13 protein-coding genes are annotated in these 20011 nt (G+C 66.0%); 4 read left to right on the top strand and 9 right to left on the bottom strand.

The features are described from left to right. Positions 1–10: 10 nt before the first annotated feature. Both ACEN9P_RS22880 and purL read right to left on the bottom strand, forming a co-directional pair. Entirely contained in the window at positions 11–559 is a 549-nt protein-coding gene (locus ACEN9P_RS22880; RefSeq protein WP_477663099.1) for a hypothetical protein, read from the bottom strand. Between the two features lie 22 nt (positions 560–581). Continuing rightward, complete coding sequence (gene purL, locus ACEN9P_RS22875; protein WP_495620551.1) at positions 582–4589, bottom strand: phosphoribosylformylglycinamidine synthase; 4008 nt, start codon at positions 4587–4589, stop codon at positions 582–584. 260 nt (positions 4590–4849) lie between these two features. On the opposite strand from purL, the gene map reads away from it, so the two are divergent. Both map and ACEN9P_RS22865 read left to right on the top strand, forming a co-directional pair. Beyond that, on the top strand, positions 4850–5692 hold the full coding sequence (gene map / locus ACEN9P_RS22870; RefSeq protein ID WP_074574244.1) for a type I methionyl aminopeptidase: 843 nt from the start codon (positions 4850–4852) through the stop codon (positions 5690–5692). Positions 5693–5754: 62 nt separating this feature from the next. Then, the gene (locus ACEN9P_RS22865; protein WP_477663157.1) at positions 5755–8346 is read left to right on the top strand and encodes a [protein-PII] uridylyltransferase; all 2592 of its coding nucleotides are present in this window, start codon (positions 5755–5757) and stop codon (positions 8344–8346) included. Positions 8347–8359: 13 nt separating this feature from the next. On the opposite strand, the gene ACEN9P_RS22860 is transcribed toward ACEN9P_RS22865, so the two are convergent. The 7 genes from ACEN9P_RS22860 to smc all read right to left on the bottom strand — a co-directional run bounded on the left by ACEN9P_RS22860 (position 8360) and on the right by smc (position 17538). Next, the gene (locus ACEN9P_RS22860) at positions 8360–9073 is read right to left on the bottom strand and encodes a class I SAM-dependent methyltransferase (protein ID WP_477663096.1); all 714 of its coding nucleotides are present in this window, start codon (positions 9071–9073) and stop codon (positions 8360–8362) included. Positions 9074–9161: 88 nt separating this feature from the next. Then, positions 9162–9701 carry a peptide deformylase gene (gene def / locus ACEN9P_RS22855; protein WP_074574241.1) on the bottom strand — a complete coding sequence of 180 codons (540 nt, stop codon included), beginning with the start codon at positions 9699–9701 and terminating at the stop codon, positions 9162–9164. A gap of 33 nt (positions 9702–9734) precedes the next feature. Continuing rightward, positions 9735–9929: a hypothetical protein gene (locus ACEN9P_RS22850; protein WP_007874547.1), complete on the bottom strand. Its 195-nt coding sequence runs from the start codon at positions 9927–9929 to the stop codon at positions 9735–9737. Between the two features lie 105 nt (positions 9930–10034). Beyond that, entirely contained in the window at positions 10035–10751 is a 717-nt protein-coding gene (locus ACEN9P_RS22845; protein WP_477663094.1) for an MgtC/SapB family protein, read from the bottom strand. Positions 10752–10775: 24 nt separating this feature from the next. After that, positions 10776–12872, bottom strand: a complete 2097-nt coding sequence (gene ligA / locus ACEN9P_RS22840) for an NAD-dependent DNA ligase LigA (protein WP_495620550.1) — start codon at positions 12870–12872, stop codon at positions 10776–10778. A gap of 36 nt (positions 12873–12908) precedes the next feature. Further along, positions 12909–13994, bottom strand: a complete 1086-nt coding sequence (locus ACEN9P_RS22835) for a cell division protein ZipA C-terminal FtsZ-binding domain-containing protein (protein ID WP_477663092.1) — start codon at positions 13992–13994, stop codon at positions 12909–12911. 7 nt (positions 13995–14001) lie between these two features. Continuing rightward, positions 14002–17538, bottom strand: coding sequence for a chromosome segregation protein SMC (gene smc / locus ACEN9P_RS22830; protein ID WP_477663091.1), 3537 nt, complete (start codon positions 17536–17538; stop codon positions 14002–14004). A gap of 388 nt (positions 17539–17926) precedes the next feature. On the opposite strand from smc, the gene dapC reads away from it, so the two are divergent. Together dapC and dapD are read left to right on the top strand one after the other, a co-directional pair. After that, the gene (gene dapC / locus ACEN9P_RS22825; protein WP_477663090.1) at positions 17927–19132 is read left to right on the top strand and encodes a succinyldiaminopimelate transaminase; all 1206 of its coding nucleotides are present in this window, start codon (positions 17927–17929) and stop codon (positions 19130–19132) included. Between the two features lie 20 nt (positions 19133–19152). Further along, positions 19153–19980: a 2,3,4,5-tetrahydropyridine-2,6-dicarboxylate N-succinyltransferase gene (gene dapD / locus ACEN9P_RS22820; protein ID WP_477701035.1), complete on the top strand. Its 828-nt coding sequence runs from the start codon at positions 19153–19155 to the stop codon at positions 19978–19980. The last annotated feature ends 31 nt before the right edge of the window (positions 19981–20011 follow it).

Below are 20011 nucleotides of genomic sequence, written 5' to 3'. Positions count from 1 at the left end.
CGCCCGGGCGTCATTCCCGCCGCAGGGACTGCAGCATCTGCAGCGCGGGCCCATTGACCGCCGCCGCATCGCCGTTGCTCAGGATGGTAAAGCCCACCTGCAACTCGCCGATCGCGACCATGCCCTGGGTCATGTTGCGGTATTCGCCGGGCTTGGGCGCCCGGTCAGTGGCGAAAAAGTACGCGCCAAACAGGCCCTGGCCCGACAATTCACGCACCGGGATATCCGTCTCGACAGCCTGTGGCTTGGCCTTTTCGGCACCAGCCGCCACCATAGCCCGCAGAAAATCCGGCGTGATCGGCTTGGAGTCTGCGCGCATCGGCCAGATGGGGGTGACCAGAACCTGGAAATTTTTCTCGGTGATGGACGACAGCATCACGGTGGGTGGCAGCTCCGGCGTGGCGCGCCGCACCTGGCCCCGCCAGCCCACGGGAAGTGGAATGATCAGCGCCGGCCGCTCGGGCAGCGCCACGCGCATATCGGCGGCGATGGCGCCGCAGGCGAGCAATCCGGACAGGATGGCGATGAATACGTGTTTAAACAATCGGTTCATGGACATCCCTCGTCTGTGTTGTTGATGATCAGCCGACCCACTTGCGCGCGTTGTGCCACAGGCTCATCCACGGGCTGCGCTCGCTGGCATTACCTGAAGTCCAGCTTTTCTGGATGTTGCGGAACACGCGCTCGGGGTGCGGCATCATGGCCGTGAAGCGGCCGTCGGCCGTGGTCACGCCCGTCAGGCCGCCGGCGCTGCCGTTGGGGTTGGCCGGGTAGGCTTCCGTGGGCTGGCCGTGGTTGTCGACATAACGCATGGCGGCAATAGCCTTGGACGCATCACCCCGGAAGGCGAAATTGGCATAACCCTCGCCGTGGGCAACCGCGATGGGCATACGGCTGCCGGCCATGCCCTTCAGGAAGATGCTGGGCGATTCCAGCACCTCGACCATGCTCAGGCGCGCCTCGAAGCGTTCGCTGCGGTTGGTGGTGAAGCGGGGCCAGGCCTCGGCGCCCGGGATGATGTCGGCCAGCTCGGCGAACATCTGGCAGCCGTTGCACACGCCCAGGCCGAAGGTGTCCTGGCGCGCGAAGAAGGCCTTGAACTCGTCGGACAGCACCGGGTTGAAGGTGACGGAGCGCGCCCAGCCCACGCCGGCCCCCAGGGTGTCGCCGTAGCTGAAACCACCGCAGGCGACGATGCCCTTGAAGTCGGCGAGTTTGGCGCGGCCGCTCTGCAGGTCGGTCATGTGCACGTCGCAGGCTTCAAAACCGGCCTCGGTGAAGACGTAAGCCATTTCCATGTGCGAGTTGACGCCCTGCTCGCGCAGCACCGCCACGCGCGGCCGTGCCGACAGGTTCAGCGCGGGCGCCACCGGCAGCTTGGCCGGGTCGAAAGTCAATTGAACGTGCAGGCCCGGGTCGGCGGGGTTGCCGGCGGCCGCGTGTTCGGTGTTGGCACAGTCGGGGTTGTCGCGCTGCTGGCAGATCTTCCAGCTGACCGAGTCCCAGACCTGGTGCAGATCCTGCAGCTTGGCCGAGAACACGGCCTTGGTGTCGCGCCAGACCTGGATCTCGCCCTTGCCGACCTCGAGCGAAGCCTGCTGGGGCCGGGTCTTGCCGATGAAGTGGCTGAACTTGGAGAGCCCGTGTTCGCGCAGGGTCTGCATGACCTCGTTGCGCTCTGAAGTGGCCACCTGGATGACGGCGCCCAGCTCTTCGTTGAACAGCGCCTTGAGCGTGAGCTCTTCGCGGCGCGCGCCGACCTGGCTTGCCCAGTTCTTGCTGTCGCCGGTGTCCATGCGGCTGTCGGAAATGCCGTCGCCTTCGACCAGCAGCATCTCGATGTTGAGCGACACGCCCACATTGCCGGCAAAACCCATCTCGCAGACCGCGGCGAACAGGCCGCCGTCGCTGCGGTCGTGGTAGGCCAAGAGCTTGCCTTGCTTGCGCAGCGCATTGATGGCATTGACCAGCTTGACCAGGTCCTGGGGATCGTCGAGGTCGGGCACTTCGCCCTCTTCCTTGTCCAGCGTCTGCGCGAGGATGGAGCCGCCCATGCGGTTTTTGCCCTTGCCCAGGTCGACCAGGATCAGCGTGCTGTCAGCCTCGTCACGGTCCAGCTGCGGCGTCAGCGTGCCGCGCACGTCGGGCAGCGTAGCGAAGGCGCTCACGATCAGCGAGACCGGCGAGGTGACCTTCTTGCTGTCAGCGCCCTCGCTCCACACGGTGCGCATGGACAGGGAATCCTTGCCGACGGGAATCGACACGCCGAGTGCCGGGCACAGCTCCATGCCCACGGCCTTGACGGTTTCGTACAGTGCGGCATCCTGGCCGGGCTCGCCGCAGGCGGCCATCCAGTTGGCCGAGAGCTTGACGCGCGGCAACTCGATAGGCGCGGCCAGCAGGTTGGTGATGGCCTCGGCAACCGCCATGCGGCCGGAGGCCGCCGCGTTGACGGTGGCCAGCGGCGTGCGTTCGCCCATGCTCATGGCCTCGCCGGCAAAACCGCTGTAGTCGGCCAGCGTGACGGCGCAATCGGCCACAGGCACCTGCCAGGGGCCGACCATCTGGTCGCGGTGCGTGAGGCCGCTGACGGTGCGGTCGCCTATGGTGATCAAAAAGCGTTTGGAAGCGACCGTGGGGTGGCTCAGCACGGCAATCGCGCTTTTTTGCAGGTCCACGCCGGTCAGGTCTATCGGTTTGACCGTGTGCCTGGCGGTTTTCACGTCGCGGTGCATCTTGGGCGGCTTGCCCAGCAGCACATTCATGGGCATGTCGACCGGCGCCGCGGCATCCTTGTCGGACAGCACCAGCTGCTTTTCTTCCGTCGCGACACCGATCACGGCGAACGGGCAGCGTTCGCGTTCGCAGAAGGCCTGGAACTGCGGCAGCGACTCGGGCGCGACCGCCATCACATAGCGTTCCTGGCTTTCGTTGCTCCAGATTTCCTTGGGCGAGAGGCCGCTTTCTTCAAGCGGCACGGCGCGCAGGTCGAACTTCGCGCCGCGGCCGGCGTCGTTCACGAGTTCGGGGAAGGCATTGGACAAACCGCCAGCACCCACGTCGTGGATGGCCAGGATGGGGTTGGCCGCGCCCAGCTGGGCGCACTGGTTGATGACCTCCTGGGCCCGGCGTTCGATTTCGGGGTTGCCGCGCTGCACCGAGTCGAAGTCGAGCTGGGCCGCGTTGGCACCCGAGGCCATGGAGCTGGCCGCGCTGCCGCCCATGCCGATGCGCATGCCGGGTCCGCCCAGCTGGATCAGCAGCGTGCCGGCCGGGAACAAAATCTTCTTGGTCAAGGCCGCATCAATCGTGCCGACGCCGCCCGCGATCATGATGGGCTTGTGGTAACCCCAGCGCTGGCCGGCCACGGTCTGCTCGTATTCGCGGAAGTAGCCTGCCAGGTTGGGCCGGCCGAACTCGTTGTTAAAGGCCGCGCCGCCCAGCGGGCCCTCGGTCATGATCTGCAGCGGGCTGGCGATGTGTTCGGGCTTGCCGTAGCCGCCGTCAAACAGTTTTGACACCGTGAAACCCGTCAAACCCGCCTTGGGCTTGGAGCCTCGGCCGGTCGCGCCCTCGTCGCGGATCTCGCCGCCCGCGCCTGTGGAAGCGCCCGGGAATGGCGAAATCGCCGTGGGGTGGTTGTGCGTCTCGACTTTCATGAGCACGTGCATCTGCACGCCCTCGGTGGCGCTGTAGGTCTGGCGGCCGGTGGCGTCCGGTTTGGCGTAAAAACGCTGGCTTTTGTAGCCCTCCATGACCGAGGCATTGTCCGAATAGGCCACCACCGTGTGCTGGGGGTGCAGCTTTTCGGTGTTGCGAATCATGCCGAACAGGCTTTTTTCCTGCGGCACGCCGTCAATCGTGAAATCGGCGTTGAAGATCTTGTGGCGGCAGTGCTCGCTGTTGGCCTGGGCGAACATCATGAGCTCGACGTCGGTCGGGTTGCGCTTCAATTGCGTGAAGGCATTGACCAGGTAGTCGATTTCGTCGGCGGCCAGCGCCAGGCCGAACTCGGCGTTGGCTTTTTCGAGCGCGGCCTTGCCGCTAGCCAGCACGTCTATGGTCTGCAGCGGTGCGCCCTGCAGCTCGGTGAACAGGCCCGCGGCCTCCGCGCGGTCGAACATCACGCTTTCGGTCATGCGGTCATGCAGCAGGCCGGCGACCTGCTCGCGCTGGGCGGCGCTCAGGGCGGTCTTGCTGAAAAACCCGCTTTTCAGCGTGACACGGTATTCGGTGATGCGCTCCACGCGCTTGACGGCCAGGCCGCAGTTGTGGGCGATGTCCGTGGCCTTGGAAGCCCAGGGCGAGACGGTGCCGAAACGCGGCGAGACGATAAAGACCAGGGCATCGCCCTCCTTGCCGGCGGCCGGCGCGCAAGGCTCGCCATAAGTCAGCAGCGCCGCAAGCTGGGCTTTGGCGGCCGCTGAAGGCGGCGATTCGGTCGCCACCAGGTGCACAAAACGGGCGCTGATGCCGGCGATCTTGTCGTGGATGGCTTGCAGGCGGGGAAGGAGTTGCTGGACGCGGAAGTCGCTGAGGGCGCTGATCCCGTGGGGTTCGCCCTCAAAAGTCGTCAGGTGCAGGGTCACGGTAGCGGTGGCCTTGTAGTGGGAAGTGGGCAGCTCATGGCTGGGGGTTTAACACCGCCTGCAAGCGCCTGTTGCCCTGTTGGTGGCCGGCCTTTGCGGGGTTCGCGTTAACCCGTAATTTTATCAGCGACTGGGCGTTTGCCGGGCCCGGCGAACGCCGAGCATGGGCACTTTTGCGATTCATTCAGGCCAAAAAAGCAAAAGCCCTCGGTCTCATGCTGAAAATGCATGCCCCGGAGAGCGGTGGGATAATCAGGGCCATGAGTATTACTTACAAAGATGCGGCCGGAATTGAGGGCATGCGCCTGGCCGGCAGGCTGGCTTCCGAGGTACTGGATTACCTGGCCCCCTTCGTGAAACCGGGCGTGACCACCAATGAAATCGACCGGCTGGCCCATGACTACATGACCCAGGTCCAGGGCACCATTCCCGCGACCCTGGGCTACGGCCCCCCGGGCTATGTGCCCTACCCCAAATCGCTGTGCACCTCGGTCAACCACCAGGTCTGCCACGGCATTCCCAACGACAAGCCGCTCAAAAAGGGCGACATCGTCAACATCGACGTGACGGTCATCACCAAGGACGGCTGGCACGGCGACAACAGCCGCATGTACCTGGTCGGCGAGGCCTCGATCGCCGCCAAGCGGCTGTGCAACATCACCTACGAAGCCATGTGGCAGGGCATCATGCGCGTCAAACCCGGCGTGCGGCTGGGCGACATCGGCTTTGCGATCCAGACTTTTGCCGAAAAACAGGGCTTTTCGGTGGTGCGCGAGTTCTGCGGCCACGGCATAGGCAAAAACTTCCATGAAGAACCCCAGGTGCTGCACTACGGCCGCCCCGGCACGCTCGAAGAGCTGGTTCCCGGCATGACCTTCACCATAGAGCCCATGATCAACGCCGGCAAGCGCGACATCAAGGACGGCCCCGAAAAAGACGGCTGGAGCATCGTGACCCGCGACCATTCGCTGTCCGCCCAGTGGGAGCACACCATCCTGGTGACCGACACCGGCTACGAGGTGCTGACCCTGTCGGCCGGCAGCCCGCCGATTCCGGCCTTTGTGCCGCAGCAAAGCCCGGTCCAGGCCACGGTCAGCGCCTGAGCGGCGCCCCTATGGCCCCTATGCCCGTGCCGCGCGCGTCCCCTGACACGGCCTCTACGGCAATGACCGGCCTGCCCCAGCTGCGCGAGCAGTACAAAGCCGGCAAGGCCGCCTTGCTGGCCTCGCTGGCCGCCAGCGGCGCGTCCTCGCGCGGCATCCATGGCCTGCTGCAAAAATTCGCCCGCCACACCGACGCCACGCTGCAGGCACTGTGGGAAGGCGCCGGCTTTCCGGCCGCGGCCTGCCTGGTCGCCGCGGGCGGTTATGGCCGCGGCGAGCTGTTTCCCCACTCGGACGTGGACGTGCTGCTGCTGCTGCCGGACCACACCGACGTCGATGCCGACCCGGCGCTGAAGGCCAAGGTCGAGCGCTTCATAGGCGCCTGCTGGGACGTGGGCCTGGAAATCGGCTCCAGCGTGCGCACAGCGTCCGATTGCGTGGAGGAAGCCTCCAAGGACGTCACAGTGCAGACCTCACTGCTGGAGGCCCGCCTGGTCGCCGGCGCCAAAAAGAACTTCCAGCAGCTGCAAAAACGCCTGGCCGCCGTGCTGGACCCGCAGGCTTTTTACGTGGCCAAGACGCTGGAGCTGCGCCAGCGCCACAACAAGTTCGAGAACACGCCCTACTCGCTGGAGCCCAATTGCAAGGAGTCGCCGGGCGGCCTGCGCGACCTGCAGGTGATCCTCTGGGTGGCGCGCGCCGCCGGCCTGGGCAAGTCCTGGGACGACCTGGCGCGCAAGGGCCTGGCCACGGCCTTTGAGGTACGGCAGATCAAGGCCAACGAGGCCCTGCTGAGCCTGATACGCGCGCGCCTGCACCTGATCGCCGGGCGCCGCGAAGACCGCCTGGTGTTCGACCTGCAGACCGCCGTGGCCGAATCCTTCGGTTATTCGGCCGAGGCCGACGACGGCAGCAAGCTGCCGCGCCGCGCCAGCGAGGCGCTGATGAAGCGCTACTACTGGGCGGCCAAGGCCGTGACCCAGCTCAACCAGATCCTGCTGCTCAACATCGAGGAGCGGCTGAACCCCAACACCTACCCGCTGCGGCCCATCAATGAGCGCTTTTGCGACAAGGCCGGCATGCTGGAGGTGGCCAGCGACGATCTGTACGCGCGCGAGCCGCACGCCATCCTCGAGACCTTTTTGCTCTACGAAACCACGGTGGGCATCAAGGGCCTGTCGGCGCGCACGCTTCGCGCGCTCTACAACGCCCGCGGCCTGATGAACGCCAGCTTCCGCAGGGACCCGGTCAACCGTGCGACCTTCCTGCGCATCCTGCAGCAGCCCGAGGGCATCACCCATGCCATGCGGCTGATGAACCAGACCTCGGTGCTGGGCCGCTACCTCTGGATCTTCCGCAAGATCGTCGGGCAGATGCAGCACGACCTGTTCCATGTCTACACGGTGGACCAGCACATCCTGATGGTGCTGCGCAATGTGCGGCGCTTCTTCATGGCCGAGCACTCGCACGAATATCCCATGTGCTCGCAGTTGGCGGCCGGCTGGGACAAACCCTGGATCCTGTACATCGCCGCGCTGTTCCATGACATCGCCAAGGGCCGCGGTGGCGACCATTCCGAGCTGGGCTGCAAGGAAGTACACATTTTCTGCCGCCAGCACGGCATCGCGACCGAGGACGCAAAACTCATCGAATTCCTGGTCGGCGAGCACCTGAGCATGAGCCGCATTGCGCAGAAGGAAGACTTGAGCGACCCGGAAGTCATCGCGGCCTTCGCCAAGCGCGTGGGCAACGAGCGCTACCTGACGGCGCTCTACCTGCTGACGGTGGCCGACATACGCGGTACCAGCCCCAAGGTCTGGAACGCCTGGAAGGGCAAGCTGCTCGAGGACCTGTACCGCTACACCCTGCGCGTGCTGGGCGGCCGCGCGCCCGACGCGGACGCCGAGGTCGAGGCCCGCAAGCGCGAGGCCCTGACCACCCTGGCCCTGCATGCCGAACCCTTCGAGGCGCACAAGTTGCTGTGGGACACGCTGGACGTCAGCTATTTCATGCGCCACGAGGCCTCCGACATTGCCTGGCACGCACGCCAGCTCTCGCGCCACGTCGGCAAGGCCAAGGCGGTGGTGCGCGCGCGCCGCTCCCTGGCCGGCGAAGGCATGCAGGTGCTGGTTTACACGCCCGATGCGCCCGACCTGTTCGCGCGCATCTGCGGCTACTTCGACGAAGCCGGCTTCAGCATCCTGGATGCCAAGATCCACACCGCCCAGAACGGCTATGCGCTGGACACCTTCCAGGTCGTCAGCCCGACGCTGGCCGACCACTACCGCGAACTCGCGGCCATGGTGGAGGCCGACCTGGACCGCACCATCGAGGAGCCCGGCCCCCTGCCCCCGCCCGGCAAGGGCCGCGTGTCGCGCCGGGTCAAGAGCTTTCCGATCGCGCCGCGCGTGGACCTGCGGCCCGACGAAAAAGCCCAGCGCTGGCTGCTCAGCGTCTCGGCCAGCGACCGTGTCGGGCTGCTGTACCGCATCGCGCGGGTGCTGGCGCGCCACCGCATCAACCTGCAGCTGGCCAAGGTCAGCACCCTGGGCGAGCGCGTGGAAGACACGTTTTTGATCGACGGGCCCGAACTGCAGCACAACAAGGCGCAGATCGCGATCGAGACTGAGTTGCTCGAAGCGCTCAATACCTGAGCCGGCGCTGAGTTCAGGCGGCTGATTTGCGCAGGTATTGCAAAAGCCGGCCCTTGTAAACGCCGCCGTTCCCCGGGAGTTCGGACACTCGCGTCTCAGTGCGTGAATAGCCCAATACATCCATTTTTCGATTAAAACTCGCCCGGTTTCCGCGGTCCGGGTCGACAATCAGCACTTCGGCATCCGCGTAGGTGTGCAGCTCGATGAACTGCGACAAGGCCTCGGGCTGGCCGCGGTCGTAAAGCACGTCGCTGCCTATGATCAGGTCAAAGCGCTCCAGCAGCGGGTTGGCGCGCGACCAGTTGCCGGCCTGGTATTTCATCGCCGGCAGCTGGTTGAGCTTGAGGTTCTCCAGCAGGAACTCCGCCGCCAGCGGATGGCAGTCGCTGGCGGTGATGTTGCCGCCGCGCCTGTGCACCACCAGGCTGGCCAGCGCCAGGCCGCAGCCCAGCTCCAGGATGCGCTTGCCATCCAGCTCGAAGCTCAGCATGGCATGGGCCAGCACCCGGCCCGAGGGCCAGAGCAGGCCGAACAGCGGCCAGGCCGAGGAAGAAATGCCTTCGCGCTCGGCCTCGCCCAGGGGATCGTGGAATTGCTGCCGGTCCAGCAGGGAGCGCAGCTGCAGGTCTTCGCCGCTGCCGCACACGGTTTCATACTTGAGCAGGTAGGGTGCTGCAGGGGCGGTTCCGGCGGCGGGAACCGGGCCCGGGACGGGAGCGTGCGGCATGCGGAAAACTTTCCTTGCGTACAACACGCTCAAACGGGGCGAAATAGCCCTCAACCGGGGCCAGTGTACCCCTGGCCCTTGTCAGCGCTCAATCGTCGTCGGACGCGTCCAGCCCGGGAAACAGCACCTCGGTAAAACCGAAGCGGCTGAAATCGCGGATGCGCATGGGGTACAAGGTGCCGATCAGGTGGTCGCATTCATGCTGCACCACACGCGCATGAAAGCCCTCCACCGTGCGTTCTATCGCATCGCCGTACTGGTCAAAACCGGCATAGTGGATGCGCGAGAACCGCGGCACCACGCCGCGCAGCCCGGGCACCGACAGGCAGCCTTCCCAGCCCTCTTCCTCCTCGGGGCCCAGGGGCTTGATCACCGGGTTGAGCAGCACCGTGCGCGGCACCAGCGGCGCGTCGGGATAACGCGGGTTCACCGCGTCGGTGCCGAAAATCACCAGCTGCAAATCCACGCCGATCTGCGGCGCCGCCAGGCCCGCGCCGTTGACGGCGCGCATGGTGTCGAACATGTCCGAGACCAGCTGGTGCAGCTCATCGGTGTCGAAGGCGGTGACGGGCTGGGCAACCCGCAGCAGCCGGGGGTCGCCCATCTTGAGGATTTCGCGAATGGTCATGCGCCGATTATGGCGGCGCGAAGCTTTTTTGGCTTAACGCCAATGCCTGTAGCCCCAACCCCGGTAATAACCCGGCGCGGGTACCACCACGACAGGTGCGGGTTCGACATAAACGGGACGGGAGGGGTAAACCGCCACCGGAGGGCCGACAGGGGCGACCACGCAACCAGACAGCAAGGCGGCCAGGCCGGCGGCGGCCAGCAAGGCGGGCAAACGTTTGTTATTCATGGAAAAGCTCCTGTGTACAGGTCTTTTCAACGTCCGGCGGGGGCGGCCGGCCTGACGTCCGGCGTGCAAACCCCGGTAACGCCATGTAAGGCCGCTCTTGCGCGGCTACTCCGTGGTGCTGGCGCTCCAGTAGGCCTGGCTCACCATGGGCAGCTCGCCGAGCTGCTGGACCAGGCGGTCCATGGCGGCGCCGTCCACCGCGATGGCCACCAGCGTGGCCTGGATTTTCACGCCCTCCTCGCCGAAGGCATAAACCTCCAGGTCGTTGGTCGGGTAATGCAGCGCTTCGAGGGATTTTTCCAGGATGGACAGCACCTCTTTCTGGTGCGATCCATCCGTCACCACATAGACCGTGTTGGTCACCTCGGCCGACTGCACGTCCAGCGGCAGGCGGTTGATCTGGTTCACGATGGGCCGCAGCAGCGTATTGGCCGCCAGCACAAACAGCGTGGCGATGCCGGCCTGCACGATGAGGTCCGCGCCGGCGCAGGCGCCCACCGCGCCCGAGCACCACAGAGTGGCCGCCGTGTTGAGGCCGCGCACATTGCCTTCCTCGCGCATGATCACGCCGGCGCCCAGAAAACCTATGCCAGACACCACATAGGCCACCACATGCACCGCGCCGGACGAGCCCGAGAGCCGGTTCGCCATGTCGACAAAAATCGCCGCGCCCACTGCCACCAGCACATTGGTGCGCAGGCCGGCGGTGCGCTGGCGGTACTGGCGCTCAAAGCCGATCAGGGCGCCAAAAATAAAGGCGGAGGACAGGCTGACGACCGAGTCCAGGAGGTCGGGGGTATTGATGGTTTCAAGCGCCTGCATCTACGGCCTCCGCACCTTAAATCATCAACCGGCCAGCATGGCCAGCAAGGCCGCCTCATCAATCACCGGCACACCCAGCGCCTGCGCCTTGACCAGCTTGCTGCCGGCCTCCTCGCCCGCGACCACAAAATCGGTCTTCTTGCTGACTGAACCAGCGACCTTGCCGCCGGCGGCTTCCACTTTGTCCTTGGCCTCGTCGCGGCTCAGGGTAGGCAGGGTGCCGGTGATGACAAAGGTCTTGCCCGACAGCGGCTGCGGCGTGCGGGCGGCGGGCTCGCCCTCTTCCCACGTCACGCCACAGGCACGCAGCTGTTCCACTACCTCGCGGTTGTGCGGCTGCTCAAAAAAGGTGCGTATGCTTTGCGCGACGATGGGGCCGATATCGCTGACTTCCAGCAACTGCTCCTCGGTGGCGTCCATGATGGCATCGAGCTTGCCGAAGTGGCGTGCCAGTTCCTTGGCCGTGGCCTCGCCGACATGGCGTATGCCCAGGCCGAACAGGAAACGCGGCAAGGTCGTCTGCTTGGATTTTTCGAGCGCTTCCAGCAGGTTGTTGGCCGATTTTTCGGCCATGCGGTCCAGGCCGGCCAGCGCCGTGAGGCCCAGTTTGTAAAGGTCGGGCAAGGTGCGGATGATGTTGGCGTCCACCAGTTGCTCGACCAGCTTGTCGCCCAGTCCTTCGACCTCGACGGCGCGCCGGTGCGCGTAATGCAGGATGGCTTCCTTGCGCTGGGCTCCGCAGAACAGGCCGCCGGTGCAGCGATAGTCGGCTTCGCCTTCCTCGCGCACGGCGTCGGAGCCGCAGACCGGGCATTTGCGCGGCATGCTGAATTGCGGTGCGTCCTGCACGCGTTTGTCGAGCAGCACGCTGACGACTTCGGGGATCACGTCGCCCGCGCGGCGCACGATCACGGTGTCGCCCACGCGCACGTCCTTGCGCCGCGCCTCGTCCTCGTTGTGCAGCGTGGCATTGGTCACGGTGACGCCGCCCACAAACACCGGCGCCAGCTTGGCCACCGGCGTGAGCTTGCCGGTGCGCCCCACCTGGACCTCGATGGCCTGCACGGTGGTGAGCTGCTCCTGGGCCGGATATTTGTGCGCCACGGCCCAGCGCGGTTCGCGCGTGACAAAGCCCATCTTTTTTTGCAGCGCCAGGCTGTTGACCTTGTAGACCACGCCGTCGATGTCGTAAGGCAGGCTGTCGCGCTGCCGGCCCATGGCTTCGTGAAAGGCGATCAGTTCAGGCGCGCCCTGCGCGAGCTGCGTCTGCGACGCCACCGGGAAACCCCAGGATTTGAGCGTCAGCAGCATCTGGAAATGGCTCTCGAAGGCCGGGCCGCCCTCTTCCGCCGGCGTGATCTCGCCCAGGCCGTAGGCAAAAAAGCTCAGGCGCCGCTGCGCGGCCATGGCCGGGTCCAGCTGGCGCACGCCGCCGGCCGCCGCATTGCGCGGATTGACAAAGGTTTTTTCGCCCTTGGCGCCTTGCGCGATCTTCTCGCGCTGCTTTTCATTGAGCGCTTCAAAGTCGGCGCGGCGCATATACACCTCGCCGCGCACTTCCATCACAGGGGGGGCGTCGGCGGGCAGGCGCAAAGGAATCTGGTTGATGGTGCGGATGTTCTGCGTCACGTCCTCGCCGACCTCGCCGTCGCCGCGCGTGGCGGCTTGCACCAGGATGCCGTTCTCATAACGCAAGCTCATGGCCAGGCCGTCGAACTTGAGTTCGGCCACATACTCGACCGGCGGTTCGGACTCGGCCAGGCCCAGCTCCTTGCGCACGCGGGTGTCGAAGTTCTGCGCGCCCGTGGCCTCGGTGTCGGTCTCGGTGCGTATGCTGAGCATGGGCACCTTGTGGCGCACGCTGGCGAACTGGTCCAGCGGCTTGCCGCCCACGCGCTGGGTCGGCGAATCCGCCGTCAGCAGTTCGGGATGGGCGGCCTCGAGTTCCTGCAGTTCCCTGAACAGCCTGTCGTACTCGGCATCGGGAATCGTCGGTTCGTCGAGCACGTAGTAGCGGTGCGCGTGCAGGTGCAACTCCGCGCGCAGGGTGGCGGCCCGCGCCGCGGCGGCGGTCGGCTGCGGCGAAGGCTCGGGTGGCGCAAACAGGTCTTTGGTGGCCATGAAAAAATCGGAAAAGGGCATTAAAGCCCGGGAAAATCAGCTGAACAGCCGGCGCCCCAGCACCGAGCCGGCCGACAGATCGCGGCTGTCCAGCGTGTCATAGAGTTGCTCGAGGTCGGCGTGTATGACTTCCATCGCCTCGGGCCGTATCAGGTTGCCGTTGTCGTCGATGATCACGCCGTCCATATTGGCGGCCAGGGACAGCGCGGCCTCGCACATGCGGGCAAAAGGCTGCTCGGAGCGCAGCACCTGGGGCACGTCCAGCGACAGCGTGAGTTCGCGCAAGGCCGTCTGCTCGGGGTCTTCGGCCATGGCGGCCTGGGTGTCGAAGGCCAGGCCCAGGATGGGCGCGTGGCCGGGCTGGCTGGCCGGCAGCACCATGCGGCCGGGAATGGAGCCGGGAACAAAACCGAGCCGGGCCGCGCTTTGCTGCACATAGCCGGGGCTCCAGGCGGTATTGACGGCGCGCAGGGTGAAACTGAGCTGCGCATCGTGGGCGCTGGCGAACTGGTCGAGTTCGCGGGCGCGGGCCACCTCGTCCAGCATCTCGGGAAACTCGGGCTCGCCGCCCACGGCGTCGGCGAAGGCCTGGGCCTTCATGACAAATTCGGAGTATTCGATCTGGTTGAGCGCGCCGGTGCGGTTGGCCAGTTGCACGCCGCACTGGAAAGCGCTGTAGCGGTGGCCGGCCGTCGGGAACTCCCATTCGCCGGTGATCACGCTGAGGCCCTCTACGCCGAAAGGTTTGCTGCCGGCGCGGCGCGTGCTGGGCATGGCGGCCAGCGCGGCCTCGCCCGAGACCACGTTGTCCAGGGCGACGGCCGCCATGGCGTCTATCAAAATGTCCAGGCCGGGCTTGCGTTCGGGCGTGGTGAGCCGGGTCAGCGCGTTCAGCGAAGCCAGGCCCGAGTCGGCGTCAAAGCTGGGCTCCAGCCGCTCGGCCTCGCCTTCGCCGGCTGCTGGCGGCTGGTGATCCGCCGCGGCGGCCGTTTCCGGCACAGGCGCGGCCTCGGGCGTGGCGCGCTTGGGCAGGTTGCGGCGCGAGGACCAGGCGCTGTGGGCCACGACGCCGGCCAGCACCAGGCCGCCCACCACCGCCAGACTGATCTGCAAGGAGCTCATACGGGGATCAGGCTGCCTCGGCGAAGCCAATAGCGGCTTCCATGTCCACGGCCACGATGCGCGAGACACCTTGCTCCTGCATGGTCACACCTATCAGCTGCTCGGCCATTTCCATCGCGATCTTGTTGTGGCTGATGAACAGGAACTGGGTTTCCTTGCTCATGGAGCGCACCAGCTTGGCATAACGCTCGGTATTGGCGTCGTCCAGCGGCGCGTCGACCTCGTCCAGCAGGCAGAAAGGCGCGGGGTTGAGCTGGAAGATGGCGAAGACCAGCGCGATGGCCGTCAGCGCTTTTTCGCCGCCGGACAGCAGGTGGATGGTCTGGTTCTTCTTGCCGGGCGGCTGGGCGATCACCTGCACGCCGGCGTCGAGGATTTCCTCGCCCGTCATCATGAGCTTGGCGTTGCCGCCGCCGAAAAGCTCGGGGAACATGCGGCCGAAATGGCCGTTGACGGTGTCGAAGGTGCTGGACAGCAGGTCGCGCGTTTCGATGTCGATCTTCTTGATCGCGTCTTCCAGCGTGGTCATGGCCTCGTTGAGGTCCTTGGACTGCGAATCGAGGAACTGCTTGCGTTCGCGCGCGGCGCTCAGCTCGTCAAGCGCGGCCAGGTTGACGGCCCCCAGCGACTGGATTTCGCGGTTGATGCGGTCGATTTCGCCCTGCAGGCCCGTGAGGCGCACATTGCCGGACTGTATGGACTGCTCCACCGCGGCCAGGTCGGCCTGGGCGTCGGCCAGCAGCTGCTCGTACTGCTCGAAGCCCAGGCGCGCGGCCTGTTCCTTGAGCTGGAACTCGGTGATGCGCTGGCGCAGCGGGTCGAGCTCGCGCTCCAGCTGCAGGCGGCGCTCGTCGCTGGCGCGCAGCTTGCTGGTCAGGTCGTCGTACTGGCTGCGTTTGGCGCCCAGGTCGGCCTCGCGCTCGAGCTTGACGCTCAGGGCGCTTTGCAGGCCGGCCTGCGCGGCGGCGTCGGTCAGGCGCGACAGCTCTTCGCGGGCCTGCGCCTCCTCGCTGGCGATGGAGGCGGCCTGCTGGGCGGCCATGTCGATGGAGCGGGTCAGCTCTTCGCGGCGCGAAGCCAGGCTGCGCAGCGCGAAGGCCGCTTCCTGGGCCTGGCGCTCCAGCGTACGCTGCTGTTCGCGCGATTCGCCGAGCTTGCGTTCGGTCTCGATCACCCGGTCGTCGAGCTGCGCATGGCGTTCCTGGCTGTCGGCTAGCTGCATGTCCAGCTCTTCAAAACGGCCCTCGGCCGTGACCTTGCGCTCCTGCAATTCACCAAGCTGGGCTTCGATTTCAGCCATGTCGGCCTGGATCTGCTCGCTGCGCGCGCGGGTCTGCTCGGCCAGCTGCGTGAGGCGCAGCACTTCCACCTGCAGTTCGTGGGCCCGGCTCTGGCCTTCGGCGGTTTCGCGGCGGGCTGTGGCCAGGCGCTGGGCGGCATCGGCATAAGCGGCTTCGGCGCGCACCAGCGCGGAGCGGGCTTCCTCGCTGATCAGGGCCTGGGCCTTGAGCTGCTTGTCGAGGTTTTCAATTTCCTGGGCGCGGGCCAGCAGGCCGGCCTGTTCGGAATCCTGGGCGTAAAAACTCACGCTGTGGTGCGTCACGGCATGGCCGCTCTGCACATAAATCACCTCGCCGGCCTGCAGCTTGTCGCGCGCGGCGAGCGCGTCGTCCAGGCTACCAGCGGTGTAACAGCCGTTGAGCCAGTCGCCCAGCAGCGCCGACTGGCCGGCGTCGTTCAGGCGCAGCAGCTCGGTCAGGGGCTTGAGGTTGATCGCGGCGTTGACACGCGCGGGTGCGGCGGCGCTGGGCGGCGAATAAAACGCGAGCTTGGCCGGCGGCGTGCCCTGCCCGTCGCTGCCGGCAAAGCCGCGCACCATGTCGAGCCGGGACACCTCCAGGGCGCCCAGCCGCTCTCTGAGAGCGGCTTCCAGCGCATTCTCCCAGCCCTGCTCGATGTGAATGCGGCTCCAGAGGCCCTGCAGGCCGTCCAGGCCGTGCTTGGCCAGCCAGGGCTTGAGTTTGCCGTCGGTCTTGACCTTTTCCTGCAAGGCCTTGAGCGCTTCCATGCGCGCCGACAGGTCGGCCCGCTTGGCCGATTCGGTGTTGACGGTCTGCTGCAGGGTGCGGCGCTCTTCGTCGAGCTGGGGCACGCTTTCGGTCAGCTCGTGCAGGCGGGCTTCGGCCTCGGCCTGGGCTTCCTGCGCGGCGGCGAACTGGGTGTTCAGGTTGGCCAGGCGGGCTTCGTCGGGCGCATTGAGCGCGTTGCGGTCGGCCGTGAGCTTTTCCAGGCGCAAGCCCAGGCTGCGCGATTGCTCCTCGATGTTGCGCTGGTCGGCGGCCAGCACCTGGATCTGCTGCTGCACCTGGCCCACGCTGGTGCGCTGCTCGTTGGCCTTGGCCTGGGCCTGGCGCAGCGCGTCCTCAAGGGCCGGCAGCTGCGTCAGGTGTTCTTCGGTCTGCGCGGCCAGCAGTTCGGCCTTTTCCTCGGCTTCGATGGCCTGGGCGGCCAGGCTTTCGGTTTCGACGGCGGCGTCTTCCTTGCGCGTGGCCCACTGCGCGGTTTGTTCCTTGAGCTGGTTCAGCCGCTGCTCGACGCGCTGGCGTCCGTCGACCACAAAGCGGATCTCGGCTTCCAGCCGGCCGACCTCGGCGCTGGCCTCATACAGCTTGCCCTGGGCCTGGTTGACCTGGTCGCCGGCCGCGTAATGCGCCTGGCGTATGGTTTCGAGGTCGGCCTCGATGTGGCGCAGGTCGGCCACGCGGCTTTCCAGGTCGTTCACGGCCTTTTCGGCATCGGCCTTGACCTTGGACTGGTCGGCCTCGCTTTCGGCCCGTTTGAGGAACCACAGCTGGTGCTGCTTGAGGCTGGCGTCGGCGTGCAGGGTGTTGTAGCGCAGGGCCACCTCGGCCTGCTTTTCCAGCCGGTCCAGGTTGGCGTTGAGCTCGCGCAGGATGTCTTCGACGCGGGTCAGGTTTTCCCGGGTGTCGGACAGGCGGTTGGCGGTCTCGCGGCGGCGTTCCTTGTACTTCGATACGCCGGCGGCTTCCTCGAGGAACAGGCGCAGCTCTTCGGGCTTGGACTCGATGATGCGGCTGATGGTGCCTTGGCCGATGATGGCGTAGGCGCGCGGGCCCAGGCCGGTGCCCAGGAACACGTCCTGCACGTCGCGGCGGCGCACCGGCTGGTTGTTGATGTAGTAGCTGGAGGTGCCGTCGCGCGTGAGCACGCGCTTGACGGCGATCTCGACAAACTGCCCCCACTGGCCGCCGGCGCGGTGGTCGGCGTTGTCGAACACCAGTTCCACGCTGGAGCGGCTGGCCGGCTTGCGCGTGGTGGTGCCGTTGAAGATGACGTCCTGCATGGACTCGCCGCGCAGTTCGGAGGCCTTGCTCTCGCCCAGCACCCAGCGCACCGCGTCCATGATGTTGGACTTGCCGCAGCCGTTGGGGCCCACCACACCCACCAGTTGGCCCGGTAATACAAAATTGGTGGGCTCCGCGAATGACTTGAAACCTGATAGCTTGATCGAATTGAGACGCACGGCTGTCCCTGTTTTTATGAGCCTGAGGCAGGGCCTGGCCCTAACTCGTTGATTCTTATAGCGTTTTTACAACAACGCTGGCATATCGGGTGCCGCCTTCGGCAAGCGGCACGGTCCGCCATGTTACCCGAGCGGGACGGGGATTTTGCCGGGAAAAAGGCCCTTGACGGGGCCGGCGTGAAACACTTTGCATCGCGCCGTGCGCACCGGCCGGTGCGCCGGCTGGCCTGGCGTGGCGGGCCGGCCTCAAAGCAGCTGCACCAACGCCGCTCCAGCGGTATCCAGCCTGGCGCCCAAGCTATCAATTTGGCAGCAAGCCGGCCCTTCTGGCGCTGCGGGCCCGGCAGCCGGTCATTTTGGGCCGGCCGCGAGGCTGGATAATCCGGGTATGAATCCCCTGCTTTCACGCCTTCAGCCCTATCCTTTTGAGCGGCTGCGCCAGTTGCACGCCGACGTCACCCCCAATCCCGCCTACAAAGCCATCAGCCTGGGCATAGGCGAGCCCCGCCATGCCACGCCGCAGCTGATCAAGGACGCGCTGACGGCCAGCCTGAGCGGCCTGGCGAGCTACCCGGGCACCCTGGGCGAGCCCAAACTGCGCCAGGCCATGGCCGACTGGGTGGCCCGCCGCTACGACCTGAAGCTGGACCCGGCCACGCAGATCCTGCCCGTCAACGGTTCGCGGGAGGCGCTGTTTTCGCTCGCACAGACCGTGCTGGACGCCGGCAAGCCGGGGGCCACCGTGGTTTGCCCCAACCCGTTTTACCAAATCTATGAGGGCGCGGCCCTGCTGGCGGGCGCCCAGACCTGGTTTGCCCCCAGCGACCCGGCGCGCAATTTCGCGGTCGACTGGGCCGGCGTGCCCGAGGCCGTCTGGGCCAAAACCCAGCTGGTGTTTGTCTGCTCGCCGGGCAACCCCACGGGCGCCGTGATGTCGCTGGATGAATGGAAGCTGCTGTTCGAGCTCAGCGACCGCCACGGTTTTGTGATCGCCTCCGACGAGTGCTACAGCGAAATCTACTTCCGCGACGAGGCGCCCCTGGGGGGCCTGCAGGCGGCGGCCAGGCTGGGCCGGCATGACTTCAGGAACCTCGTGTCGCTGACCAGCCTCTCCAAACGCAGCAATGTGCCAGGCCTGCGCAGCGGCTTTGTGGCCGGCGACGCCTCCCTGATCAAGCCCTTTTTGCTGTACCGCACCTACCACGGCAGCGCCATGAGCCCGGTCGTGCAGGCCGCCAGCATCGCGGCCTGGAATGACGAGCGACACGTGGTGGACAACCGCGCGATGTACCGCGAAAAATTCGCCCAGGTCACGCCCATGCTCTCGGCCGTGATGGACGTCGCCCTGCCCGACGCGGGCTTTTACCTGTGGGCCGGAATCCCCGAGACTTTCAAGGGCTCGGACACCGCGTTTTCACGCGAGCTGCTCGCTCTCTACAATGTCGTGGTGTTGCCGGGCAGCTATCTGGCGCGCGACGCGCAGGGGCACAATCCCGGCGCCGGCAGAATCCGCATGGCACTGGTGGCTGAAACCGCCGAGTGCGTGGAAGCGGCGCAGCGCATCGTTCAATTCATCCAATCCAAAACTCACTGAACAACAAGACTGAAACCAACATGACACAAGACAACCTGCAAAGCACCATTGACGCGGCCTGGGAAAATCGCGCGAACCTGTCGGCCCAATCGGCCCCCAAGGATGTGCTGGACGCCGTCGAACACACCATCGCCCAGCTCAACAGCGGCAAGCTGCGCGTGGCCACCCGCGAAGGCGTGGGCCAGTGGACCACCCACCAGTGGATCAAAAAGGCCGTGCTGTTGAGCTTTCGCCTGAAGGACAACGAAATGATGCGCGCCGGCGACCTGGGCTTTTTCGACAAGGTGCCCACCAAGTTCGCCCACCTGAGCGAAAGCGAAATGCGCGCCACCGGCGTGCGCGTGGTGCCGCCCGCCGTGGCGCGCCGCGGCAGCTATATCGCCAAGGGCGCGATCCTGATGCCCAGCTACGTCAACATCGGCGCCTGGGTCGGCGAAGGCACCATGGTCGACACCTGGGCCACCGTGGGCAGCTGCGCGCAGGTCGGCAACAACGTCCACCTCTCCGGCGGCGTGGGCCTGGGCGGCGTGCTCGAACCCCTGCAGGCCAACCCCACCATCATTGAAGACAACTGCTTCATAGGCGCGCGCTCCGAAGTCGTCGAGGGCGTGATCGTGGAAGAAAACTCGGTCATCTCCATGGGCGTTTACATCGGCCAGAGCACGCCGATTTACGACCGCGAAGCCGACACCGTCACTTACGGCCGTATTCCCGCGGGCTCCGTCGTGGTCTCGGGCAACCTGCCCAAGGCCGGTGGCAAGTACAGCATGTACTGCGCGGTGATTGTCAAGCGCGTGGACGCCAAGACGCGTTCAACGACCAGCCTGAACGACCTGCTGCGCGACTGAACACCTTGCCTCACGCTTGGATTGCACATAT

The organism is Polaromonas sp. Polasp52, assembly GCF_059491565.1.
This window is presented reverse-complemented; position numbering and strand designations above follow the sequence as displayed.